We start from the raw sequence: 17,820 nt of genomic DNA on the forward strand, positions 1-17,820 counted from the left end.
GGGGGGGCGCCGCCCGGGGCCCCCCCACCCCGCGGGGGCCCCCGGGCCCCCCCCGGGGCCCCCCACGACGTTGTGCCCGGTGAGGCACTGGCGGAGGATACGAGATTCGAACTCGTGAGGGGTTGCCCCCGCTTTCCAACTGTTCGTGCGGCTGTCCGACGCAGTCCGTCAGCGTCCTGACCTGTGGAACGGTGACGGTTTCGAGAGCGCACGGACGGTGCTGGACGGTGCTGAATGCAACCCGAACTGCAACTCCGCGGAACGCGGGGACCACATCGTCCCCCTGGTTCGGGGCAGCCCGTAGACCCACCGATGCGCTAACCGCAGGCACGGGATCATGCTCGCGGCGGATCTATGCGCTGTGCCCACCATTCCGTAGCAGAGGCGGGCTGAGCATCCACGCGGCCCCCCGGGTGTAGAGGGCGGCAGGGCGGCCGGTGGGGGGCAACCGCCGTTCCCCGGTGGGCCGCACGAAGCCCTTGGTATTGAGCACCTTGCGGCGGAAGTTGCTCGGGTCGAGGGGCTGCCCCCAGATCACCTCGTAGATCGTTCGCAGCTCGCTCAACGCGAATGACTCCCCGCAGAAGGCCGTCGCGATGGCGGTGTACTCCAGCTTCCTGCGGACCTCCTCCAGGGCGTCCGCGAGGATGCCGGCGTGGTCGAAGGCGAGTTGGCCGGTGGCGCTCGTGAGTTCTGACACCGGCGCCCAGTAAGCGCGTTCGGCGTCGGTGCCGCCCACGGGCACGGGAAGGTCCGGCCCCAGGGCGAGATAGGCGACGGTGACGACGCGTCCTCTCGGGTCGCGTGGCGGATCCCCGTAGGCGCCGAGTTGCTCCAGGTGAAGCCGGTTGCCGTCGATCCCGGCCTCCTCCTGGAGTTCGCGCAGGGCTCCTGCGCGCAGGGTCTCGTCCTTCCGGACGTAGCCGCCGGGCAGCGCGGCTCGGCCGAGGTACGGCTCCCGCCCACGATCGATCAGGAGCACCATCAACCGGTCACTCCTGACGGTGAAGATCGCCAAGTCCACGGTCACCCAGGAGGGCTCTACTTTGGCGGAGCCCTTCAGCTGGTCGTTCATCGGAACCCCTAAAGGTCATATTGACTTAAAGACGCCTGCGCACTTATGGTCTCATGGACCTTAACTCTGCGAGGTAGGGGCACATCATGATCAGCGCACGTGCACTGCCGGCCAAGGAATCGGTCGGCGAACCCACCGCAGCCACCCGCCACTTATGCGCGGGTGTATACGTCGATGAACGGTTCCGCGACCTTGTGATCGACGAGGTGTGCACTGCCCCGTACCGGAGGGTCGCCCCCTCTTACGGGTTCGACATAGTCCCCGTCATGCACCACGCCTGGCGGGCCGCAGCCCTGTCCACGGTCCTCCGCTTGACTCTGGTAGGAGCGGTGGCAATCCCGGTCCTGGACGGTGCCCTGCCGTGCGCCGTCCTCGTCGGGTGCGGCCTCGCCCTGCTCTGGCTCCTGCGCATCATGAGGGCGCTGCGAGAGGCCGATCGGGAGAGACGGCCGAAGAGGACATCGAAACGTCGCAAATGGGAACTCGCGATCATCAGTGGTGACTTCCTCGGTTCGCTCTTTCCCTGGAGGAAGACCGAAAAGCCGCCCGTGTTCCGGCGGATCCGTGTCGTCGCGTTCTCGGTGACCGCGACCGGCGCGGCCGTCGCTGTCGCCGATCCGGGCCAGGCACTGGCGGCCCTGGCCGTCGCCGCGGGCGTGGCGGTCATGTGCCTCGGGGTCGGCGCCACGCGGCAGCTGATGCTCAACCGCATCCACCGGACACGGAGCCTTAGGCCCGCACGCCTGTCCGGCCGGCAGCGGGTCGCGGACCTCCAGCAGCGGCACGCCTGCGTGGTCTACCGCCGGCCCCGCCACAGCGAGGACGACGAAGATGAGGAGGAGGACCCCGCCTTCTTTACGCTCTTCGGAGACAGATCACCCTTCATCGGGGCCGGTGAACTCGTCTATCAGTGGAACCCCCCGATGAGCATCCAGTTGTTGCGCCCGAGCGACGACGACGGCGCACAGCTCCATGACCTCGAACACCAGGAACCGCCTTTCCAGACGCACGAACTGGTCGACTACTTGCGCAATGCGGTGCGGCTGCTCGATACCGACAACCAAGACGTCCGGCTTCCTGCCCAAGTCCGCGACCGCGTTTACGTGGCCGAGACCGATGTGGCGGCGGATCCGTCCCTCCTCGCCCGCCCCCTGGATGGCGCGGAGTTGCGATCCGTCATCAACAACACCCCGGCAGCCAGGCGGCACCACTTTCTCGAAGTCACCACCCCCATGGCCGGGTCGGAATACGTTGCGACTGTCCTGCTGCGCGTCGGCGTCCAGGGGAGGACCTTGAGTATCTCCATGGCGGCCTGTGTTCTGGCCCACACGCCACGCTCCTTCCAACGGACTGGGGAATTCGGTCAGCACGGCGCCACGGCCGTGGTCTGGTCCGCGTTCCGCGAACTGAGCACGCTGCCGCAGGAGATCCAGAAGTCGTGGCGAATCGTCCGCCACCTCCGCGCCCTGGGAAAGGCCGCCGTGCTCCCCCGCGACCTCACCAGCGAGCCGAGACGCAATCTGTTGATAGGAAGCCGGGTGAGCATAAGAGAGACGTCGAGTCAGGCGTGGTCCAAGGTGCAGTTGGAGAAGGGCGACATCCTGGGCCAGATGAAGACGATCGAGCTGAGGTTACTCCGGGCCGCCAGTGACTTCCTGTCCACCAAGGATGTGGACATATCCGAGTTCACCAACCGTGCCATGAAAATCATCAACAGCGGGATCTTCAATTTCGGTGACAACAACAGCTTCAACAACAACGCGGTGGGTGACGCGGCCCACGTCGGTGTCTCGGGGAATCAGCCCGCGGGCTCCGGCAACTCGAGTGCAGGAGGAAATCAGTGACCGGTAACCGAGGCATCATCAGCAACGGGAACAACAACAACTTCAGCAACAACGCGATCGGAGAACACGCCAAGATTCTCGGGAGTGCCGCCTCTGCTGCCGTCGGCCCATCCGCGAGCGGCGACAGAAGTGAAACCGAGTCCACGTCTGCATGGGACATTGGGGTGGTCACCATCCTTAGCGAGGAATTACGCTCCGTGATAGACGAGTTCGGCCTGCGGCGCCACAAGGAACCGGGGGGCCTTTACTTCTACCGGGGCAGTCTCATCACTCCGGACGCGACCGTTCGTATCGTGGCTACCCAGAGCCAGAGCCAGGGCCAGCGGTCGGCGATGGGAGCCCTGGAAAACCTGAACCGCCACTACGCACCGCGGCTATGGGCCATGGTTGGCGTGGGCGGTGGCATCGACACCGAGCGAGCCCGCATCGGCAACGTCATCGTCTCCACTGACGTCGTCTACTACGAGAACCGCAAGATCAACCCGCACGGTGACGTCCGGCGCCGCGGAGAGCACCGTCAGGCGCCCGCCCCGGTCGTCCACGCCGTCAACGCCTTCTTCGCGGAGAACGGAATGCCGGCACACCTGAGCCGCCGGCTTAGTTCGAGCACCCCAGAGGCATTCGACGTCCACCAGGGACTGATCGGGTCGGGCGAAGCCGTCATCGCAGACCGGGACAGCGAGATCCGACGCTACCTCAAGGGCTACCACGAGAAAATCCTGGCCGTGGACATGGAAGCCGGAGGGCTCAGCCAGTACTGGCAGGAGCACTCTGTCCGCGGTGCGGAGAACCCCGGCTGGATCGTCATCAGAGGCGTGTCCGATAACGCCGACGAGAAGAAGGGCCATGGATATCACGAACTTGCGGCTCGGAACGCCGCGCACGTCCTGCGCGAACTCCTTCCCTTCATCTGCTCACCGCTGTCCTGACCAGCGACGTCACGCAGTCACAGGAGATGGTTCGCATGACCCCCTTCCTCCTCGGGATAGTCAGTTCACTGGCGGCCAGCGCGATCGCTCTCGGGCTCGGCCTCCTCCGGGGCTCACGTCCGCTGTGGTGGCTGATCGCCGCCTGCTCCTCGTTCACCGGCACCGGCCTCCGCCGTGTCTACCGCCGACAAGCGTCCGCAGAGCGGGACGTCGCACGCGACCTCGACGACGCCCGCTGGATCAAGGTCCTGGCGGGACGTGGCAACGTGCTCACGCGCGAGGTGTTCTCCCCGGTGTGGTCCGGTGAGTTGTCACCCGACTCCGTCCAAGTCCTGCTTCCCGACTCCCAGGCAGGGCAGAACTCCTGGCTCGACAAGCGCTCGCAAGACGTGGAGCGGTTCGACCCCGGGTACACCCAGAGCCTGCTCAGAGGCCAGGTGCGGACGAACATGGACTACCTCACCCATGCCACATCCACGCGAGGAAATGTCGAACTCCGTGAGTTCAACCTGCCCAACACCTGCCGCGTCATCGCGACAGACCGAGCCGCATTCCTGACCTTCTACAGCAGCTCCGCACACGGCAGGAACTCGCCCTGTCTGTACGTCCGGGCTCCCGGCCTGCTCTACTCCATCGCCCTCCAGCAGTTCGACATCGCATGGACGCACAGTTCCCCCGTACGCCCATTGCCTCGTTCCTGAAGTACTTCTTTGTAGCCATCATGAGTAGAGGTGCGATGGCAAACCATTGGTCGAGAGCGGCCCGGCCGGCGTTTCGCCCTTGGGGTAAAAGATCGGGGCCGGGTCCCACGCTGATGCCATTAGACGCGAGGTTGATCTGTCTGCAGGGTGTCGGCGAAGTGTTCGAGGCCGACGGAGCGGCTGGCTTTGATGAGGATGACGTCGCCCGGGGTGAGGAGGGGGGTGAGGGTGTTCTGGAGGGTGTCGGCGTTGTCCGCTGTGGCGGTTGTCAGGGTGGGGTTGGTGGTGCGGGCGGCTTCGGTGAGGGCGGTGGTCTCGGGGGATGTGCCGACCGTGACGAGGGTGTGGATGCCGAGGTCTGCGACGAGGCGGCCGATGGTTTGGTGGGCTTCGACGGCGGTGTCGCCGAGTTCCTTCATTTCGCCGAGGACGGCGATGGTGCGGCGGCCCTGGGCGAGGGCGGCGAGGGTTTCCAGGCCCGCCCGGGTGGATTCGGTGTTGGCGTTGAAGGCGTCGTTGATGATGGTGGTGCCGTCGGGGCGTTCGAGGATTTGGAGGCGGCCGGCGGAGATGGGGGCGGCGGCGCTCAATGCCTTGGCGATGGCATCCGTGGCCATGCCCAGGCTGTGGGCGGCGGCTGCCACGGCCAAGGCGTTGTGGACTTGGTGGGCGCCGAGGAGTTGGAGGGTGACGGGGGCGGTGGCGTCGGGGGTGTGGAGGTGGAAGGCGGCGCGGCCGGCGGTGAGGTGGATGTCGGTGGCGCGGATGGTGGCGGTCGGGGAGGTGCCGTAGTAGGTCACGGCGGCTTTGGTGCGGTCGGCCATGGCGGCGACCAGCTCGTCGTCCGCGTTCAGGATGGCGACGCCGCCCTCCGACGCTGGTGGAAGTGCTTGGACGAGTTCGCTCTTGGCTTCGGCGATGGCCTGGCGGCTGCCGAACTCGCCGACGTGGGCGGAGCCGACGTTGAGGACGATGCCGATGCGGGGTGGGGTGAGGCCGGTGAGGTAGGCGATGTCGCCGCGGTGGCGGGCGCCCATCTCCAGCACCAGATACCGGGTGGTGTCGTCGGCGCGCAGGACGGTCAGCGGCAGCCCGATCTCGGAGTTGAAGCTGCCGGGGGTGGCGACGGTTGAGCCGTGGCGGGCCAGGACCTGGGCGAGAAGGTCTTTGGTCGTGGTCTTTCCGGCGGAGCCGGTCAGGGCGACGATCTGCGCGCCGGTACGGGTCAGCGCGTGCTGGGCCAGCTGACCGAGGGCGTTGGTGACGTCGTCCACGACGACGGCGGGTGCGCCGACGGGGCGGGTGGCCAGGACGCAGGAGGCGCCGGCGGCGATCGCCTGGGGGACGTAGTCGTGCCCGTCCACCCGTGCTCCCGATACGGCGACGAACATGCCGCCGGCGTGGACGTCGCGGGAGTCGCTGGCGCTCGGGGCGGTGACCAGCACCTGTTCGGGGTCGGGTGTGTCGTGGACGGTTCCCCCGGTGGCGTCGGCGATCTCGGCGAGCGTCAGCGTGATCACGTGGTGGCGGTCCTCTCGTGCGGTGGGGCGTCTTCGGTCTGTTCGGTGGCGGCCGGGAATCGGTGCAGGGGCGGGAAGGTGATCGCGCGGCCGGTGTACGAGGCCGCTACCCGAGTCAGGGGCAGGCGGTCGTGGGTCTGGCCCCAGAGGGAAGGGTCGCGGGTGAGGATCAGCGGACCGGTGCCGGCGTCGCCGCTGTCTTCGTATCCGCGGGCGATGACCAAGTGGCCGCCCCGGCGGCCGTCTTCGGGAAACTGGCTGGTGATCGAGATGATCAGCGGTCCGGCGGCGAGCCGTTCGGGAAGGTCCTCTGCCGCGACGGGCTCGGGCCGGCCCGGGACACCGTAGGACGCGGCGAGGTCGGCGAGTCCCTCGTGCGCGGCGCCGCGCGGGGTCATGATCTCGTGCTTGACGGCGAGCTTCAGCAGTTCGGTGACGGTCGGCGCCGGACGGCCGTATGCGAGCAGGATCATCCGCAGGCAGGCCATGCCGCACGCCCGGTCCGACCACTCCTCGCGGTCGCCGAGCGCCCACCCGCCGTGCTCCTCCCACTCCTGCGGGGTGATGAGTTGGCGGCACATGGGCACTTGGTGGACGTGCGGCACGCTTACTCCCGGCGGCGAATCAGACGGCAGGCTCCCGGGTGCGGTCCTCGGCGTCCTCGGTACCCAGCGCGGGAGTGGGCAGGGGCACATCGTACGGGCGGCGGGTCAGCGCCTCACGGAGGACGGCCCGGACGGCATCCGCATGGCGCAGCCCGCACGCCTCGGCGCCGACGGCGAAGTTCGATCCGACGGACATGCCGGGGGTGGTGTTGACCTCCAGCGCGTACGGCTGCCCCACCTTGGTGACGAGGAAGTCGATCCTGGCCCAGCCGCGGCAGCCCAGCCCGTCCCACAACGCCCGCGCGTGCCGAAGCACCTCGGCCTCGACGGATGCGGGTAGGTCCGCGGGCCCTACGGTCACGCCCCCGGTGGCGCCGGCGTCAAGCTTGGCGGCGGCGTCGTAGAACTCCGCGTCGGCCACCTCGGTTGCCAGCGGCGGGAAGAGCAGGAGCCCGCCGGGCAGTTGCAGTGCTCCGACGGTCACGGACCGCCCGTAGACGTACTCCTCAACCAGGACCTGCGAGGGGTCGCACGACCACGCGTACTCCAACGCCTCGGCGAGTTTGCTCTCCTGCCGGACCAGCCGCATTCCCACGCTGGACCCGCCGAGAGCGGGCTTGACCATCACCGTGGCGCCCGCCCACTTGAGCTTCTGGCCCGGCCTCCAGGTGTGCCAGGACGGCGTCGGAACGCCCAGCCCGCGCATGAACCGCTTGCACAGAGCCTTGTCCGCCGCCACCGCCGACGCGGCGACGTCGCTTCCGCACACCGGGACGCGCAGGTAGTCGAGGAGCCCCTGCAACCGGCCGTCTTCCCCGTACGGCCCGTGCAGGTTCGGCAGCGCGACGTCGAAGGCGGGCAGGGAGCGTACGAAGCCGGCGTCGCACGGGTCGAGGACGGTGACGTCCGCGCCGATCGCGGCGAGCGAGCGGAGCAGCGCGGTGTCGGAGCGCTGCTCGACGGGGCTCTCGGCGAGGTAGAGGCGGTCCTCGGCGGACAGCCCGCCGTAGACCATCGCCACTTTGAGCGGTGCGGCGAGACCGTCCTGCCACTTCCGTAAAGTGCTGAGTTCTCGGCGCACCGCCGCGCGGTCACGGAAGTCGATCAACGGGGTCATGTGAGTTCTCCTCGGTAGACCTGGGTGACGGGGCCGCCGACCCAGAAGGTGCTGTGGCGCTCGGCATGCGGACGCACCCGCAGCGGTGTTTCCGAGCGGTTGTGGACAGTGGCCTGTCCGTCGGTGACGAGCCCTCGCAGCCGGGCGATCACCACGGCCGCGACCGCGCCGCTGCCGCACGAGAGCGTCTCGGCCTCCACACCGCGCTCGTAGGTGCGGATGCGCAGGTCGTCGGGACCGGTGACCTGGACGAAGTTGACGTTCGTGCCGAGCGGCGCGAGCTGCGGGTGGTGGCGCATCATCCGGCCGCAGCGGTCGGTGTCGACGCGGTCGACGTCGGGGACCACCGCTACGACGTGCTCGGTACCGGTGTGCGCGGCGTCGTACCAGAACGGCCGGCCGTCGATGACTCCCTCGACACGTCGCAGCGCCGTCTCGCCGACCTCGGCCGTGACCCACACCTCGTCGTCCTCGACCAGCGCCTGGTGCTTCACACCGTCCATCACCAGTTCCACCGACCGGCGGCCGTACTCCGCAGCGGCCCACCAAGCGACGCACCGCAAGGCGTTGCCGCACATGGTCGCGACGGAGCCGTCGGCGTTGAGACATGTCACGTCGAGGACGAGCGGGTCGGTGGACGTCACGGCCGTCAGCACCAGGCCGTCTGCTCCGATGCCGGTCCGGCGTGCGCACAAGTGCCGTGCTGTGTCTGTCCAGTTCGTGGTGCCGTCCGGGTCGGGGCGGGAGAGGAGGACGAAGTCGTTGCCGGCTCCGTGGAGCTTCAAGAAGGGCAAGGGGAATCACCGCTTTCGTACGGAAGGGGACTCGTCGGTTCGGCTGGCTCGGACTCAGCTCCGGTCGGCGTCCGACGTGGCCGAGGGCGCCGTCGGCGTGTGGTGGGCGGCCCAGTCGGCGCGGGCGGCGACCAGAGCGGGCAGAACTTCACCGTCCAAGCGGTCAGCCTGCGCGCGTAGTTGCGCGGAGAACGACGCGAGGGCTTCGGGATCGAGGTCGGTGATCCAGCAATCGTCGGTCAGACGCATGTTGACCACCGGCACACGGGTGTCGGGAGGTTCGGCGTAGGGAGTGCAGTCGATGCCGCCGTGGAGGATCTCGACATCGGCGGATCGGCCACCGGGGTGGGAGGGGCTGTAGACCCGGAGGGTCTGGCCGGCGAGCGGGGAGTGGTGGGTGATGTCGGCCAACCGGACCTTCAGGTCGGTGTGGTGGATGCCGGTCTCGCTGGGGTCGTCGGTGGCCCAGTACGGGAGGTGGCCTTCGGTGGTCTGGCCGTCGAGGGTCGTGATCCGCCAGCGGCGCGCGGCACCGGAGCGCTGTAAGTCGGCTTCGTGTGCACCGTCGGCGAGTTGGTCGGGGGCGGTGGTCATCGTGGTTCGCTTCCTTGCTGTGGTGCGCGGGTCGATGCCGAGAGGCGGTGGCGACAGGACGTCCGGGGTGAGAGCCGCTGCAACGTCCGAGTGCGGGCTCACGCGCTCACTTCCGTGACCGCACCGGAGAGCGAGCACGGGGATAAGGCCCGTGGCCGCGCCGTGTGAGGTGCTCCTCCGCACGCGTCTGCACGCGGCCTCACCCACGACGACGGAAGCGCCAAGCACGCCCATACCAACTTTCCGGGTGGGCCGGCGGTGTAGAGGAACCCCCACGTGCCGCCGCTCAGCTCGGCGACGAGGTGCAGACCCCGACCGCTCTCCGCCTTGTCGGACGGAATCCGGAGCACGGGAACTCGTCGGCTCTCGTCGTACACGGCCACGTAGAGGCACTCCTCGTGGGTGCGCAGATCCACGGCGCATACGGGTGCTGCTGCGAGGCCCTGCTCCGGGGCGCGGCTGCCCTCACCCGCGTGCCGGACCGCGTTGGCGGCCAGCTCGGTCACGACGACGAGTGCGTCGTCCAGGACGTCACCGGGCACGTCCCACGTGCGGAGTACGTCGCGGGCATGGCGACGGGCGTGCGGGACCGCACTGGGCTCACAGGTCAGATCGAGTCGGCTGTGGTGACTTGCGGAAGCCATCGGTTCACCTCCTTGCTCACGGGACGGGCGCTGGCGGCGTCCGGCCGCTTCGGCGTATCCGCAAGTCAACGGCCGTGCGAGGCCAAGCGGCAGCGTCCATAGGGGAGTTCGCGTGCACAGGGAGGTTCAGGGCGCGGAGACGGGGTTCGCCGATGAACCCCCTGCCGCGCGCCGTCGCTGCGTGACAGCATTGCCACGTGCCGTCACCGTTCGATGGCAGGGGGATCATGGACAGAGAGCCCAACCACCGGCTTGCCATGCTGATGGCGGAGGCCGGCGCGTCCAACAAGGGCCTGGCCCGCCGTGTGCGCGATGTCGCGATGCGACACGGAGTACGCGCCGGTACCACGCACGTGTCGGTGCAGCGCTGGCTCGACGGCGCCGGCATCCAGGCGGACAACGCGGCCTACGTGGCCGAAGCGCTCAGCGCCAAGCTAGGCCGCCGGATCACCGCTTCCGACCTCGGTTTCGCCGGACTTACGATCAGGCCGGCACCTATCGGAACCAGTTACGCCGCCTCCCTCGCCGACGCGCTCGGCGTCCTCGACGGCCTGACGCAACTCCGGCCGGAGGAGAAGCCGCCCGCCGAGGAGCTGCTGCGCGACAACGAGGTCGACTCCGCCGTCCTGTCCTGGATCGTCTCGCGCCCGGACGGGTTGCCGACCGGCGGAGCAGCGTCCCGGCGCATCGGCATGCGGGATGTGGCAGCCGTACGCACGGCCAACGCGATGTTCATGCGGCTGGACTTCCTTTTCGGCGGCGGCCACGGCCATGCCGCGCTCCGCCACTACTTCCGCCAGGAGGTCCTGCCACTGCTGAACGGTGGCTACTCCGAGAAGGTCGGGCAGGCACTCTTCACCGCGGCGGCCGAGATGGGCGAAGTCCTGGCGTGGACCGCCTACGACGTCGGCAACCACCACCTGGCCAACCGCTACCTGCTCGCCTCGCTCCGCCTCACTCAGATCACCGACGACCGCATGATGGGCGCCACGATCCTCGCCAACATGAGCCATCAGGCGAACTACCTTGGAAAACGCCCGAGAGCCGCCCGGCTCGCGCGTGCGGCTGTCGAAGGAGGCCGCCACAGAACAACTCCCCGTGCCCGCGCCATGTTCGCCGCCCATGAGGCGCGTGCCCTGGCCAACTCGCATGACCTCGTCGGGGCTTCGCGTGCCATGAACGAGGCGGAGCGCCACTTCGAACAGGCGGAATCCGCCACCGACCCGGACTGGCTCGCCTACTTCGACGAGGCCGAGCTGATCGGCGAGTTCTCGCACTGCTTCCGCGACCTCGAACGTCCCGCCGATTCCCTACGGTTCGCCCAACTCGCCGTCGAGAAGACCGCGCCCCAGTACGCCCGCACCCTCGCGTTCTGCCGGATGGTCCTCGCGCAGAGCCAGTACCTCAACGGCGACGTGGACGCCGCTGTCGACACCGCCACGACGGCGGTACGGGAAGGGGAGTCCGTGCAGTCTGCCCGATTCAGGCACTACGTCGCCGAGTTCCAGCGCAGAGTCTCACCGCACGCGTCGAACGCCGTCGTGCGCGACTTCAACGAGCGTGTGCGGCTCGCACTCGCCGACCCGGACGACGAATAACGGGCTCACCCCGGTTGCCAGTTGCGTGGTGCGTGGTCATCCCGCAGCGACGCGATGCGCCGGCCGTACTCCGCGGCGGTCTCCGCGCTCTCCCGGACGTTCTGCATGAGCCAGGTGGTCATCTTGAACTCCTGGATCGCGCACAGCGTCTCGAAGCCCGGCCACTCCCGCAGATCACGGCCGTACGCACCACTGAACGCCGCGTACTGCTCGTCGGACACCCACCCGAGACGGTCGTACTCGTGAGCCGCGACCATGAGATCCCATTCACCGTGGTCGCGGCAGAAGGTCTCGAAGTCGATCAAGTGGACACGACCCTGGGGATCGACCATCAGGTTGTTCGTGTGGGCGTCGCCGTGAACCGGGCCGCTGGGTAGCTCGAAGTCCAACTTCGCCATCAGGCGGCTGAGTTCGACCCGGCGTCTGCGCAGGAAGTCGCGGTCCTCCTCCGGGATACCGACGGCCCTCTCAATCCTCAGCGCCGAGCGGCCCAGAGCGTCGAACGGCGGCAGATCCAGGCCACGGGGCACCGGCAACGCGTGAAGGTCGCGCAGCACCGCGCCGAGCTCACCGTACGTCGCTTCCCGGTCGCCTTCCTCGATCAGGTGCCAGAACGTGACCGGGTGGCCGGACACCACGACGGCCTGTTCGACGTCCTCCACGATCCGCGCGGCGGGAAACCCCTCGGCCGCGAGCCACCGCGCGACCCGCACTTCCAGGAGTGCCGCTTCCCGGTACTCCTCGGAGCGCGCGATCCGTACGATCACCGGGCGTCGGACCAGCCGGAACAACGCGTTCTCGCCGAGCCGGATCAGGCGGGCGCCGTCAGCGTCCAATCCCACGGCGCGGCATGCCTCCGCCGCCACCTGATGCGCTCGCGCCGAGGTGAATCCCCCATGCCCGAGCGCGGCTTCGGACGACGGCATTCCGCCACCACTTTCCAGGTTCGTTCCATGACGTGCCGCGAGGTGTCGGCGACACGAAAAGATCATCGCGTGCCGTCTCTGCCTGCCCGTCCGACGGTATCCGACTCGTGTCATCGAGCCCTCACAGCAATGGATGGCATTCGGCCGCACAACTCCAAGCGCACGATCGACTCGTGGACGCGCCGCTGCTCACGGGCGTTGTCGGTGCAGGCCGTTAGCGTGCCGGGGGTGGGAACGGGCAGCAGTGACACAGTCTTGGTCGTGGTGCGGGGCAACAGCGCGTCGGGGAAGTCCTCGGTCGCGGCGGGGCTGCGGGCGGGGTTCGGGCGACCACCGCGGCGGAACGTACGCGTACTACCTGGACGTGCCGTTCGAGGAGACGCTGCGCCGGCACGCGACGAAGCCGCAGGAGGGGGAGTACGGCGAGGCGGAGATGCGCGGCTGGTACCGCGCTGCCGACCTGCTGCCGGGTGGCGGTGAGACGGTCATCGGCGCGGACAGCACCCTCGCGGAAACCGTAGACCGCATCCTGCGCGCCACGGGCCTGGCCGGCCCGCGGGACTGGGAGCGCTGACGTGGCCGGGTCGCGGAAAGTCCTGGACGCGAGCGAACGCAACAAGAACCGCAACCGCAACCATGAGAGGCAGCGCGTCAAAGCACCGGCCACGGTGGATTCGGGCGACCGATGACTCCGTACATGCGTTCGTCATTAGGCTGAGAGGCGTGGCGGAGCATGTCGGGTTCGGCGCGAGGCTGGCGTGGGTGCTGGACCATCGAGAGCTTGGCGTCGAAGAGTTGGCGGATCGCGCTGGGCTGAGCGCAGAGGATGTTCGAGCGGTGATTGCTGGGGCGGCGCCCGGCGAGGGACCGCTGCGGCGGCTCGCTCCCGCGCTGGGGTTCCACACCGTCGATCTGCTCATCCTTGCGGGGCTCGCGGTCCCGGACGACCTGGCGCCGCTGGACGTTGGAGCGGAGCGGTGGGCGCGGGATGCTCTGCTGGACGTGGTGCGTATCCCAGCGTCGATGCGCGGTGAACCCCTTCGGGTAGCCCGTTCGCTGCCCCAGGAGGAAAGGACTGGGGGCTTCACGCCGAAAGGGCTCGCGCCTCTGGTCGATGAGCCGGGTAACAAGGTCATCCGTATGCTCCGCTACCGCAACCTGGGCTGGTCAGGCATGGCGCACGCCCTGGCGTTCGTGACGCCGACCTACCTGTCGGCGGCCACGTACGGCGTGATCGGCTCCGGTCGCAAGGACCTCACCCCCAGACTGATCACTGACTTCGCCGTCCTGCTGGGGATCGACGCCCGCGAACTTGCCGCGTTCACCGGGGTCGATCTGGGCGAGGTGTCATTGCCGTCTCCGGAGGGAGCGGACGCCGCGGCGCTGCTGTGGGAGTTGCGACGCCTCACCGCCGCCCAGGCACAGCACGTCGCCGAGCTGGCCCGCTCCCTGCGCGGAGACTCCCGCAACGGGTGAATGACCGACCTGCCCGGGTCGCGACGTACGCCAGTACCCGGCTGCGGGAACGGCGGCGGGCGGCGATCACGACCGCGCGGCAGCGGGGCCTCCGCATCCGTGCGGATACGGCCTGGATCTTGATCATCGGTGGAGTGAGGGCCGGCGTGTGTGCGGCCGTGAACGTCGAAGGGCCCCGCCTTGCGGCGGGGCCCTTCGACGTCGTGCCCGGTGAGGCACTGGCGGAGGATACGAGATTCGAACTCGTGAGGGGTTGCCCCCAACACGCTTTCCAAGCGTGCGCCCTAGGCCACTAGGCGAATCCTCCGGGGGAGACATTACAGGGTGGAGGGGGGTGGGAGCGAACTCGTTCGGAGGGCGGGGGGTGGGGTAGGGTGGGCGCAGCCCCTCACGTGGCGCTATCTCGCTGAACTCCCCCAGGGCCGGAAGGCAGCAAGGGTAAGTGGGCTCTGGCGGGTGCGTGGGGGGTCTTCGCATGCCTGGGGGCGTTTTCGGGTCCGGGTGGGGCGGTGTCGGGGCGGCGAGACCTCGGCCGGACCGCGGCAGGACCGCAGTCGGACTCGGGTGAGACCCGAGGCGGACCCGTGGTGGGGCGCGGGGTGGGGCGCGGTGTCGGTGGGCCCGGCTAGTCTCGGAGGCGTGTCACTCGCTCTGTATCGCCGCTACCGTCCGGAGACCTTCGCCGAGGTCATCGGGCAGGAGCACGTCACCGACCCGTTGCAGCAGGCGCTGCGCAACAACCGGGTCAATCACGCGTACCTGTTCAGTGGCCCGCGGGGGTGCGGGAAGACGACGAGCGCGCGGATTCTGGCGCGCTGCCTGAACTGCGAGCAGGGACCGACGCCGACTCCGTGCGGGGAGTGCCAGTCGTGCCGCGACCTGGCGCGGAACGGCCCGGGATCGATCGACGTGATCGAGATCGACGCGGCGTCGCACGGCGGTGTGGACGACGCCCGCGATCTGCGCGAGAAGGCGTTCTTCGGGCCTGCCGGCAGCCGGTACAAGATCTACATCATCGACGAGGCCCACATGGTCACGTCGGCGGGGTTCAACGCGCTGCTGAAGGTGGTCGAGGAGCCGCCGGAGCACCTGAAGTTCATCTTCGCGACCACCGAGCCGGAGAAGGTCATCGGCACGATCCGGTCGCGTACGCACCACTACCCGTTCCGGCTGGTGCCGCCGGGGACCTTGCGGGACTACCTCGCCGAGGTGTGCGGGCACGAGGCGATCCAGGTCGAGGACGGGGTGTACCCGCTGGTGGTGCGCGCCGGGGCCGGCTCGGTGCGGGACTCGATGTCGGTGATGGACCAGTTGCTGGCGGGCGCGAGCACCGACGGTGTGACGTACGCGATGGCGACGGCGCTGCTCGGTTACACGGACGCGGCGCTGCTCGACGAGGTCGTGGACGCGTTCGCGTCGGGCGACGGCGCGGCGGTCTACGGGATCGTGGACCGGGTGATCGAGGGCGGGCACGACCCGCGCCGGTTCGTCACGGACCTGCTGGAGCGGCTGCGCGACCTGGTGATCATCGCGGCCGTGCCGGACGCGGTGGAGAAGGGGCTGATCGACGCGCCCCGGGACGTGGTCGAGCGGATGCAGGCACAGGCGTCGGTCTTCGGCGCCGCCGAGCTGAGCCGCGCGGCCGACCTGGTCAACACCGGACTGACGGAGATGCGCGGCGCGACCTCGCCCCGGCTCCAACTGGAGCTGATCTGCGCCCGGGTGCTGCTCCCGGCCGCGTACGAGGACGAACGCTCGTTGCAGGCGCGGCTGGAGCGGCTGGAGCGCGGGGTCAGCCTCGGCGGCCCGGCGAACGCCGCGACGGCTCCCGGCGGCGGGCCCGGCTACGGTGACGCGCCCGGTGAGGCCCAGGCCGGCGGTGTCGCGGGTCCGGGTGGCGGTCCGGCGTACGGCGGCGGTCCCGCGGGCCCGTCCGGTCCGGCGGCGGCGAGGGCCGCACTGGGCCGTACGGCAACGGGCCCGGCGGCACCCGCACCCGCACCTTCGTACGCACCCGCGGCTCCCGCCCCCGCGCCGGAGGCGCAGCAGCAGCCCGCGGCCCCAGCGGCCCCCGCGTCGCCGCCACCCGCGCCCGTACCGCCGGCACCGCCCGTGCCGGACAGCGGGGACGCGGCCCCCGACCCTTCCTCCGCCCCGCGCCCGGGTGCGTGGCCGACCTCCGCCGCGCCGGGTGCGCCCGCCACCTCCCCCGCGCCGGCCCCGCGCCCGGGCGCGTGGCCGACCACGGCCGGCCCGTCCCAGCCGAACCCTCCGCACCAGCAGACGCACCAGCAGGCGCACCAGCCCCCGTCCGGCCCGCCGGCCGGAGCATCCGCGCCCCCGCCCGCCCCCGCGGCCACCCCCGCGCCCAGCGGCCCCATCGGCGACTCCTCCCGCGTCCGCGAGCTGTGGCCGCAGATCCTGGAGGCCGTCAAGCACCGCCGGCTCACCTGGATTCTGCTGCTCAACAACGCCCGGGTGGTCGGCTTCGACGGCGAGACGCTGCAACTCGGCTTCGACAACCTCGGCGCGCGCAACAGCTTCGCCAACGGCGACAGCGAGGACGTGCTGAAGCAGGCGATCGGCGCGGTGACCGGGGCGAGGTGGAAGATCGAGACCCTGGTCGACCCGGGTGGCGGCGGCAGCGACGGCGGCGGGCGAGGCGGCCCCGGGGGTGGTGGCGGCCGCGGCGGTCCCCCTCGGACGCAGGCACCCGGCGGCCCGGGCGGCCCGCCACAGGGCCAAGGCCAGGGGCAAGGCCAAGGACAGAGCCAGGGCCCGGCAGGTCAAGGCCCCGGCCGACCGCCCACCGGTCAGCAGCCGAACGGCCAGGGCGGCGCGCCCTCCGCGTACGGCTCGGCCCCGCCCGCCGCCGCCCCGCCCGCCCCTCGCCGGGAGGGCCAGGGCGGCACCGCCGTGCCCGGCCCCGGCGGCGGCCAGGGCGCCGGCCCGGGCATGGGTTCGGGTGCGGGCGACCCGCGTCCGTACCCCGGCGGCTCCTCCTTCGCCGAACCCCCGCCCCTCGAGGACGACATCCCCGAGGAGGACGACCCGGAACTGGTGGATTCGGCACCGGCTCTCAGCGGCCACGACCTGTTCATCAAGGGGCTCGGCGCGACGGTCATCGAGGAGATCAGCCACGACTGAGCGCGGGTGCGCACCGGCGTCGGCGGGCGTACGCGCACAGGCCCGCGCAGAAGCCCGTGCACCGGCCCGCGTACACGTATGGGCACGGGTGCGACGTGGGTACGGCGGTGCGTGCGACCAGGGGAGGGGTGCGCGCCGCGCCGATCCTCCGTACGGCGTAGGGCGCTGGGCCGTACGAGCACGTAGGCTCGCCCTGTCACGTAAAACACGCGGCAATCCCGTAAAACCCGTAGAGCCGCAGTACTCGCAGGGCCCGTAGACAACAGACGGCACAGGCAGGAGCGATTCCGTGATCCCCGGTGGTGGTCAGCCGAACATGCAGGCGCTGCTCCAGCAGGCGCAGAAGATGCAGCAGGATCTCGCGGCGGCCCAGCAGGAGCTGGCCGAGACGACGGTGGAGGGCTCGGCGGGCGGCGGCCTGGTACGGGCGACGGTGACGGGTGCGGGCGAACTGCGCGGGCTGGTCATCGACCCGAAGGCGGTCGACCCCGACGACACCGAGACCCTCGCCGATCTGGTGGTCGCCGCGGTGCACCACGCGAACGAGTCGGCGCAGAAGCTCCAGCAGGACAAGCTCGGCCCGCTCGCCCAGGGGCTGGGCGGGATGCCCGGGCTGCCGTTCTGAGCCTGAGCCGGCGCTCCGCCTGACGTCGTTCTGCCGGTTCGGCCGGTTGGACCGGTTCTGCCGGTTCGGCCCGTTCGACTCGGTCCGGCGCTCAAGGTCCGGCCGCGGTTCCCCGCCCCGGACCCCGATCCCCGGCTCCCGACCCTCACCCCCCGACCCTCACCCCCGAACCCCGACCCCCAGGCCAGAAGCTCCGTGGGCCCCGAAGATCCGAAGGAAGGCACG

Annotated in this window: 15 protein-coding genes, 1 tRNA gene, 1 other RNA gene and 1 pseudogene; 9 read left to right on the forward strand and 9 right to left on the reverse strand. The window is 69.9% G+C overall.

Translation table 11 applies throughout. The annotated features are described in order from the left end of the window. Positions 1-352: 352 nt before the first annotated feature. Complete coding sequence (locus tag ACIPAE_RS10985; protein ID WP_402444376.1) at positions 353-1,075, reverse strand: NUDIX hydrolase; 723 nt, start codon at positions 1,073-1,075, stop codon at positions 353-355. Positions 1,076-1,161: 86 nt separating this feature from the next. Here ACIPAE_RS10985 and ACIPAE_RS10990 point away from each other — a divergent pair, with 86 nt between their 5' ends. From ACIPAE_RS10990 to ACIPAE_RS11000, 3 genes are read left to right on the forward strand one after another with little or no spacing between them, the layout of a single operon-like run. Beyond that, positions 1,162-2,919 carry a hypothetical protein gene (locus ACIPAE_RS10990; RefSeq protein WP_402444378.1) on the forward strand — a complete coding sequence of 586 codons (1,758 nt, stop codon included), beginning with the start codon at positions 1,162-1,164 and terminating at the stop codon, positions 2,917-2,919. Further along, on the forward strand, positions 2,916-3,848 hold the full coding sequence (locus tag ACIPAE_RS10995; protein WP_402444380.1) for a hypothetical protein: 933 nt from the start codon (positions 2,916-2,918) through the stop codon (positions 3,846-3,848). Before ACIPAE_RS10990 ends, ACIPAE_RS10995 begins: the two co-directional genes overlap by 4 nt. A 35-nt stretch (positions 3,849-3,883) precedes the next feature. After that, positions 3,884-4,549 (forward strand): hypothetical protein, encoded by a 666-nt coding sequence (locus ACIPAE_RS11000; protein ID WP_402444382.1) that lies wholly within the window; start codon positions 3,884-3,886, stop codon positions 4,547-4,549. Positions 4,550-4,668: 119 nt separating this feature from the next. Here the strand turns inward: ACIPAE_RS11000 and murF are convergent, their stop codons facing one another. The 6 genes from murF to ACIPAE_RS11030 form a co-directional block, all read right to left on the reverse strand. Beyond that, on the reverse strand, positions 4,669-6,069 hold the full coding sequence (murF, locus tag ACIPAE_RS11005) for a UDP-N-acetylmuramoyl-tripeptide--D-alanyl-D-alanine ligase (RefSeq protein WP_402444384.1): 1,401 nt from the start codon (positions 6,067-6,069) through the stop codon (positions 4,669-4,671). Next, on the reverse strand, positions 6,066-6,650 hold the full coding sequence (locus tag ACIPAE_RS11010) for a C39 family peptidase (RefSeq protein ID WP_402444386.1): 585 nt from the start codon (positions 6,648-6,650) through the stop codon (positions 6,066-6,068). The genes murF and ACIPAE_RS11010 overlap by 4 nt, the downstream gene beginning before the upstream one ends. 43 nt (positions 6,651-6,693) lie before the next feature. After that, positions 6,694-7,791, reverse strand: a complete 1,098-nt coding sequence (locus tag ACIPAE_RS11015) for an ATP-grasp domain-containing protein (RefSeq protein WP_329367550.1) — start codon at positions 7,789-7,791, stop codon at positions 6,694-6,696. Beyond that, positions 7,788-8,576 (reverse strand): diaminopimelate epimerase, encoded by a 789-nt coding sequence (gene dapF / locus ACIPAE_RS11020; RefSeq protein ID WP_402444389.1) that lies wholly within the window; start codon positions 8,574-8,576, stop codon positions 7,788-7,790. The genes ACIPAE_RS11015 and dapF overlap by 4 nt, the downstream gene beginning before the upstream one ends. A 63-nt stretch (positions 8,577-8,639) precedes the next feature. After that, positions 8,640-9,179, reverse strand: coding sequence for a DUF6907 domain-containing protein (locus ACIPAE_RS11025; protein ID WP_402444391.1), 540 nt, complete (start codon positions 9,177-9,179; stop codon positions 8,640-8,642). A 98-nt stretch (positions 9,180-9,277) separates the two neighbouring features. Beyond that, a complete protein-coding gene (locus ACIPAE_RS11030) occupies positions 9,278-9,823 on the reverse strand; it encodes an ATP-binding protein (RefSeq protein WP_402444392.1) in 546 nt (181 codons plus the stop codon). Between the two features lie 227 nt (positions 9,824-10,050). Here ACIPAE_RS11030 and ACIPAE_RS11035 point away from each other — a divergent pair, with 227 nt between their 5' ends. Next, a complete protein-coding gene (locus ACIPAE_RS11035; RefSeq protein ID WP_402444394.1) occupies positions 10,051-11,421 on the forward strand; it encodes a sporulation protein in 1,371 nt (456 codons plus the stop codon). Positions 11,422-11,426: 5 nt separating this feature from the next. Here the strand turns inward: ACIPAE_RS11035 and ACIPAE_RS11040 are convergent, their stop codons facing one another. After that, positions 11,427-12,461 (reverse strand): phosphotransferase enzyme family protein, encoded by a 1,035-nt coding sequence (locus ACIPAE_RS11040; RefSeq protein ID WP_402444396.1) that lies wholly within the window; start codon positions 12,459-12,461, stop codon positions 11,427-11,429. Between the two features lie 84 nt (positions 12,462-12,545). Here ACIPAE_RS11040 and ACIPAE_RS11045 point away from each other — a divergent pair. Continuing rightward, positions 12,546-12,921 (forward strand): annotated as a pseudogene (locus ACIPAE_RS11045) (hypothetical protein). A gap of 149 nt (positions 12,922-13,070) precedes the next feature. Then, entirely contained in the window at positions 13,071-13,823 is a 753-nt protein-coding gene (locus tag ACIPAE_RS11050) for a hypothetical protein (RefSeq protein WP_329367561.1), read from the forward strand. A gap of 219 nt (positions 13,824-14,042) precedes the next feature. On the opposite strand, the gene ACIPAE_RS11055 is transcribed toward ACIPAE_RS11050, so the two are convergent. Continuing rightward, positions 14,043-14,130 (reverse strand) — tRNA-Ser (locus tag ACIPAE_RS11055). 72 nt (positions 14,131-14,202) lie between these two features. On the opposite strand from ACIPAE_RS11055, the gene ffs reads away from it, so the two are divergent. From ffs to ACIPAE_RS11070, 3 genes are all read left to right on the forward strand, one after another. After that, an RNA gene (ffs, locus tag ACIPAE_RS11060) (signal recognition particle sRNA small type) lies at positions 14,203-14,299 on the forward strand. Positions 14,300-14,462: 163 nt separating this feature from the next. Then, complete coding sequence (locus ACIPAE_RS11065; protein ID WP_402444399.1) at positions 14,463-16,970, forward strand: DNA polymerase III subunit gamma and tau; 2,508 nt, start codon at positions 14,463-14,465, stop codon at positions 16,968-16,970. 289 nt (positions 16,971-17,259) lie between these two features. Next, on the forward strand, positions 17,260-17,595 hold the full coding sequence (locus tag ACIPAE_RS11070) for a YbaB/EbfC family nucleoid-associated protein (RefSeq protein WP_103890964.1): 336 nt from the start codon (positions 17,260-17,262) through the stop codon (positions 17,593-17,595). Positions 17,596-17,820 lie beyond the last annotated feature (225 nt).

Source organism: Streptomyces sp. NPDC087270, from assembly GCF_044744625.1.
Classification (GTDB): domain Bacteria; phylum Actinomycetota; class Actinomycetes; order Streptomycetales; family Streptomycetaceae; genus Actinacidiphila.

What these genes read in the sequence shown, in the direction of transcription:
- ACIPAE_RS10985 (WP_402444376.1), bottom strand. Translation starts at nt 1,075, where the DNA reads ATGAACGACCAGCTGAAGGGCTCCGCCAAAGTAGAGCCCTCCTGGGTG.
- ACIPAE_RS10990 (WP_402444378.1), top strand. Translation starts at nt 1,162, where the DNA reads ATGATCAGCGCACGTGCACTGCCGGCCAAGGAATCGGTCGGCGAACCC.
- ACIPAE_RS11000 (WP_402444382.1), top strand. Translation starts at nt 3,884, where the DNA reads ATGACCCCCTTCCTCCTCGGGATAGTCAGTTCACTGGCGGCCAGCGCG.
- ACIPAE_RS11010 (WP_402444386.1), bottom strand. Translation starts at nt 6,650, where the DNA reads ATGTGCCGCCAACTCATCACCCCGCAGGAGTGGGAGGAGCACGGCGGG.
- ACIPAE_RS11015 (WP_329367550.1), bottom strand. Translation starts at nt 7,791, where the DNA reads ATGACCCCGTTGATCGACTTCCGTGACCGCGCGGCGGTGCGCCGAGAA.
- ACIPAE_RS11025 (WP_402444391.1), bottom strand. Translation starts at nt 9,179, where the DNA reads ATGACCACCGCCCCCGACCAACTCGCCGACGGTGCACACGAAGCCGAC.
- ACIPAE_RS11030 (WP_402444392.1), bottom strand. Translation starts at nt 9,823, where the DNA reads ATGGCTTCCGCAAGTCACCACAGCCGACTCGATCTGACCTGTGAGCCC.
- ACIPAE_RS11035 (WP_402444394.1), top strand. Translation starts at nt 10,051, where the DNA reads ATGGACAGAGAGCCCAACCACCGGCTTGCCATGCTGATGGCGGAGGCC.
- ACIPAE_RS11040 (WP_402444396.1), bottom strand. Translation starts at nt 12,461, where the DNA reads ATGACACGAGTCGGATACCGTCGGACGGGCAGGCAGAGACGGCACGCG.